At 67.9% G+C, this 4,385-nt stretch carries 4 protein-coding genes and 1 pseudogene; 4 read left to right on the forward strand and 1 reads right to left on the reverse strand.

Annotation, left to right across the window (positions count from 1 at the left end; genetic code table 11):
* Nucleotides 1–145 precede the first annotated feature (145 nt).
* The 4 genes and pseudogenes from ACZ5VD_RS43825 to ACZ5VD_RS43840 all read left to right on the forward strand — a co-directional run.
* Nucleotides 146–778 (forward strand): annotated as a pseudogene (locus tag ACZ5VD_RS43825) (phage/plasmid primase, P4 family); the annotation flags it as partial.
* 190 nt (nucleotides 779–968) lie between these two features.
* On the forward strand, nucleotides 969–1,352 hold the full coding sequence (locus ACZ5VD_RS43830) for a DUF6009 family protein (RefSeq protein ID WP_468686076.1): 384 nt from the start codon (nucleotides 969–971) through the stop codon (nucleotides 1,350–1,352).
* Nucleotides 1,353–1,554: 202 nt separating this feature from the next.
* Nucleotides 1,555–2,433 carry a zinc finger domain-containing protein gene (locus ACZ5VD_RS43835; RefSeq protein ID WP_468686077.1) on the forward strand — a complete coding sequence of 293 codons (879 nt, stop codon included), beginning with the start codon at nucleotides 1,555–1,557 and terminating at the stop codon, nucleotides 2,431–2,433.
* Nucleotides 2,434–2,515: 82 nt separating this feature from the next.
* On the forward strand, nucleotides 2,516–2,827 hold the full coding sequence (locus tag ACZ5VD_RS43840; RefSeq protein WP_468686078.1) for a hypothetical protein: 312 nt from the start codon (nucleotides 2,516–2,518) through the stop codon (nucleotides 2,825–2,827).
* Between the two features lie 121 nt (nucleotides 2,828–2,948).
* On the opposite strand, the gene ACZ5VD_RS43845 is transcribed toward ACZ5VD_RS43840, so the two are convergent.
* Nucleotides 2,949–4,172 carry a hypothetical protein gene (locus ACZ5VD_RS43845; RefSeq protein ID WP_468686079.1) on the reverse strand — a complete coding sequence of 408 codons (1,224 nt, stop codon included), beginning with the start codon at nucleotides 4,170–4,172 and terminating at the stop codon, nucleotides 2,949–2,951.
* Nucleotides 4,173–4,385: the final 213 nt, after the last annotated feature.

Consider the following 4,385-nt stretch of genomic DNA (forward strand, 5'->3'; position numbering starts at 1 on the left):
GCGACTGCACCACAAGTATGTTGCAGAACCCCGGCATTGCCTGGCCAGCGGACCCCTTCCGGATGAGCACGACGACTGGGTTGGATGAGAACGGACATCGGCAGAGGGCGCGGCAAGTTGAGAAGACGACGTTCAAAAACACCTACTCAAGCCCAACGACAAGTTCGACGAGGCCCGCGTCAGGCTGCTGACCGGCGGAGACAAGATCAAAGCGCGCAGGATGCGGCAGGACTATTTTTCCTTCAGCCCCACCCACCACCTGTGGCTGCTGGGCAACCACCGCCCGGAGGTCTCCACGGGCGGGTTCGCGTTCTGGCGCCGCATCCGTCTGCTGCCTTTCGAGCGGACCGTCCCTGATCACCGCAAGATCGACAACCTGGCGCTCGTACTCGTCCGGGACGAGGGCCCCGGCATCCTGCAGTGGCTCATCGAGGGCGCCCGCCGCTACCTCACCACCCGTGACAACCTCGAAGGCCCCGACCGCGTCCGTATCGCCACCAGCGCGTACGCCAACACCGAGGACCATATCGGCCGATTCCTCACCGAGTGCTGCACCCGCGACATGGAGGCCCAGCCTGACCTGCGCGTCGAACAGGGCCTGCTGTACACCGCCTACGCGTCCTGGTGCAGCACCGGCGAAGGCATCCGCCCCGCCGGCACCCGCGCCTTCGCCACCCGCGTCCGGCAGGAAGTCGGCCTCGCCTCACCCGCCGACATGATCAAATCCAACGGCCGCAAGTACTACCCCGGCCTCGCCCTGCTGGATGCCCCGTCATGAACCAACTCCCGCGCCCCTGTGGCGAACTGCCGCACACCGGCCGAGGCCACCAGCAGGTCCGGCAGTGCCTACCCGCCCGCAGCCGGCCGACTTACCATGGACCCGCAGGGCCACGCCTGGCAGCGGGCGGCTCACCACATCACACGGCGGGCCGCGATCGGGTTCCGCAGACGAAGGAGGGGCTACAGCCATGAGCTCGCTACTGACCGAGGGCGATCTCACCCACGAAGAGCACGTCGTGTGGCTGGAAGACCCCGACAACCTCGACTACGTCCGCCAGGCCCTCGACAAGACGCGGCGCCGCAACACCAAACCCCCCTATGCGCGCGATGGCCGCATGGTCGGCTACGCCCTCCTCGACGACCAGGCCGAGCCCGACCCCGACAGCGGCCTGTACAAGCGCCGCGTGTTCTTCCTCCTCCCGCACGACCGCGACAGCCTCCCTGGTGGCCTGTACCGCGAAGGGGCCCCCGGCGAAGCCGTCGACCCCCGCACCATCGAGGTGAAGAAGGTGGGGGAGAAGACCCCACGCTCGCAGAGCGGGCCGGCTGCCATAACCGGTTCCCGCTCCTGACGGCCTGCGGCTACTACGGACGATGCCCGCGTCTGATCAGACGGGATCGGTGCAGCGGCACCGTCTCGGCCGCCAGTCGAGCACGATCAACGGGCTCCCAGTCGGTGTGACGGGTGCAGTCCTACGGCACCTTCGCTGGGCCATCCGGGTGGCTTTGGTGATGCCGCAGATCTGCCTGGCGTCCGGCAGCGGTTAGCAGGGGGTGACAACCGACGACCTCTGCGCGGGCGAACCCGTGGCGTGTGCGTGTGCCCGCTCCCAATTCGTGGTGGTGGTGGCCGGGTACCGCTACCAGGCCATTCCGGTCGATGCCGATGAGGAGCCGTTGTGCGACGGCTGCGCGGCGCCGTTCCAGGCTCCCTGGCGGATTGGCCGGGCCCTGGACCTCCACAATCCCCACCTCTGCGGGCAGCCCAAGAAGAGTGGCGAGCCGTGCCGGTGGGACATCACCCGCGAGCCGTGCCGGGTTCACCTGAGCCACGAGGATCAGGAGCGGGAGCGCATGCGGCAGGAGGCCGAAGCCGAGCAGAAGAAGGAGCTTGAGGAACAGCGGCAGCGGCAGACTGAAGAGCGGCGGCTGGGCCTGATCAGCATTCTCTCGGTGGCCTGCCCCCACTGCCTGGCTCCCGCTGCGGCCTTGTGCCGCAGTCAGCGAGGCACCGTCGCGCGCCCTCTTCACCGTGCGCGGCGCCAGCTGGGCGGTGTTCAGGGGCCCAAGGAATTCGTCATCGAGGCGACGAGCTTCCACAGGCCGAGGGTGCCGGAGCCTCCCCTGGACGGGGATCTCCGCGCGCTGCTGGACGATCCTCTGCTTGACCGGACCACGCAGGCTGAACAGAGATTCGCGGCCGAGCAGCAGGAGGCGGCGCAGCGGAAGATGGACGAGGCGCAGCGCGATCTTTGGCTGGCGTCCGACTCGCGTGAAGACGTCGTCAGGGAAGAGCCCTGTCCGGCCTGTGACGCCGTCCCTGGCGCGGCGTGCCAGCGGTTCGGAAAGCCGTTCCGCAGACGCTGGCACGCGGAGCGCATCGATGCGGCCCGGGCGTGTTCGGCCGTCCACGACGACGCGCCGGACAAGTGACGATCGGGCTGCTGAAGGCCGGCCCTGAACAGGCATCCTGTCGGCGGCAGCTCCCGGCTTTGGCTACGGCGGCGTCACCGGGATGCTGCATCCGCGTTGGGCTGCCTGCCTTGACGCGGGCCAGTTGCTCGGTGGATCCCTCGACGTCGGCCACAGGGTGCAGCAGCGGCGTCGCGTACGGTTCGCCGGCTGTGTAGGGCAGGACAGCGCATCCTGCCGCAGCCAACACACGGCCAACCCTGCGGACTCCCTGCTCACCCACCTGCCCGGTGACGGCGTACGGCAGGCCGTGCGCGAGCCGGCGCCCGCCGAAGAGGACCCGTTCGGCCGCGACCCCGACGGGACCCGCCCCCGGGCCTGGTCCTGGAACGACATAGACGTCCCATCGGACTGATCTGGTGCTGCTGGCGCGGGCGTCGTCGCACATCCGGTCACAGCTCCGCGGGGCGTCATGCTGCAGCCCGGCTACGGTCAGCGAGGGCGATTTGGCGAAGGGGGGTGCAGCGGCCGATCTATCACGTCTCATGCTTCCTGCGGCACGAGTAGTGCTCTGGTAGCCCTTCGGGTCCTTGGAGGCTCGCGGGTTTACCGCAGCCGAAGCGGCAGAGCGGGATCGGTTGGCCTGAGGCGTCGAGCGGAATCCTGGCGGCCTTGGTTTCCGGTGGGCGGGACTCGAGGACGATCGAGCGGCTGCCTGGTTTCTGCTTCTGTTCAGCCCGGACCTCCGAGGCTGGACGGTCCTCGGTGCACTTGTCGCGCCGGTTCCCTTGGCGTACGGATGGCTGGCGTTCTTTGGTGTCCGGGGCGGGTCCGTTCGCTTCCATGTACTGCTGCCACTGTTGTGCGGGGAGCCAGCCGTGGTGGCCGCCGCGCTGGAACGGGATCCGCTCGCCGGCCGCAGCTTCCACGATGAAGCGGGTGAGGGTCAGGCCGCCTTCTCCGGTGAAGGTGCTCGACTGATGGGCAGGTACGAGGACGCGGTGCCAGCCCCCGCAGTACCCGGTGTCGGTGGGGTTCTCCGGGTCGTAGGGCTTCTCCGGGCACCGGGTGAGTGCGCCGTTCTGACTGCACTGGCCCTCCTCCAGGACGAAGTTGCCGTCCTGGACCGCGATGGGGTTCTTCTGCACGCGGATGACGGAGGCTGGCAGGTTGGGCGTGCGGACGTAGGGGACGGTGCCGATGCCGGCGTGGTCGGGGTCGGCGAAGTCCCAGACCGATTGGATACCGCCGCGGCGCCTGAACCTCTCCCGTGTCCGCATTCCGCGGGCTGTCTGGGCGCTCAGTTGAGGCTCGTAGCCCAGGACGATGCCGTTGGCGCCGCTTATGCGCACATCGAGGCGCGCGTGCCCGTCTGGGGTCTGCGACTCGATGTCGGCGTGGAAGCCGTGATCTTCGGAGTCCTTCGCGACGCGTTCTTTGCGGGCGAGGTGCTCGTCGGACTCGTGGCTGATGGGCTTCTCCCCTGGTTTCCGATAGTGGGAGGCAAGCCATACGCCGTCACGCTGGACGAGGTACATGGGGACGCGCCGGCTGCGGAGGTCTCGGCAGTCGGGGCAGATGAGCCCGCGCTTTTCGACGGGGACACGTCCTCGCATGCGTAGGAGCACGTTCAGGAGGTCTTGGCCTTGCGGGACGCCGAGGTCGGGGCGGTCCAGGTCGAGGTTGCGGCCGGCCGGTTCGTAGTAGACGGGGTTACGGAAGAGGTCTTCGTCGCTGTCGATCTGAAGGTCGTCGTCCATCGGCGCTCCCCGTATCCGCCACGTGTAGGACTTACAACGCTACGGGGAGGGTCCGACAATCGGGATTGAACTGCGGAAACAGGGCACACTGAGGAACGCTCGCCCTGAACGCAGAATCACTGTCGGCGACGGGTGAATCGTGACCCTCTGACGGCGGATCAAAACTGACCCACTTCGTGGTCTTCTGACCAACCTGATCTTGATCGAAGGTCA

It is taken from the genome of Streptomyces sp. NPDC032822 (genome assembly GCF_055578825.1).

Bases quoted from the DNA above. Each gene is read 5' to 3' on its own strand.
- ACZ5VD_RS43840 (WP_468686078.1), top strand. From the start codon at position 2,516: ATGCTGCATCCGCGTTGGGCTGCCTGCCTTGACGCGGGCCAGTTGCTC.
- ACZ5VD_RS43845 (WP_468686079.1), bottom strand. From the start codon at position 4,172: ATGGACGACGACCTTCAGATCGACAGCGACGAAGACCTCTTCCGTAAC.
- ACZ5VD_RS43830 (WP_468686076.1), top strand. From the start codon at position 969: ATGAGCTCGCTACTGACCGAGGGCGATCTCACCCACGAAGAGCACGTC.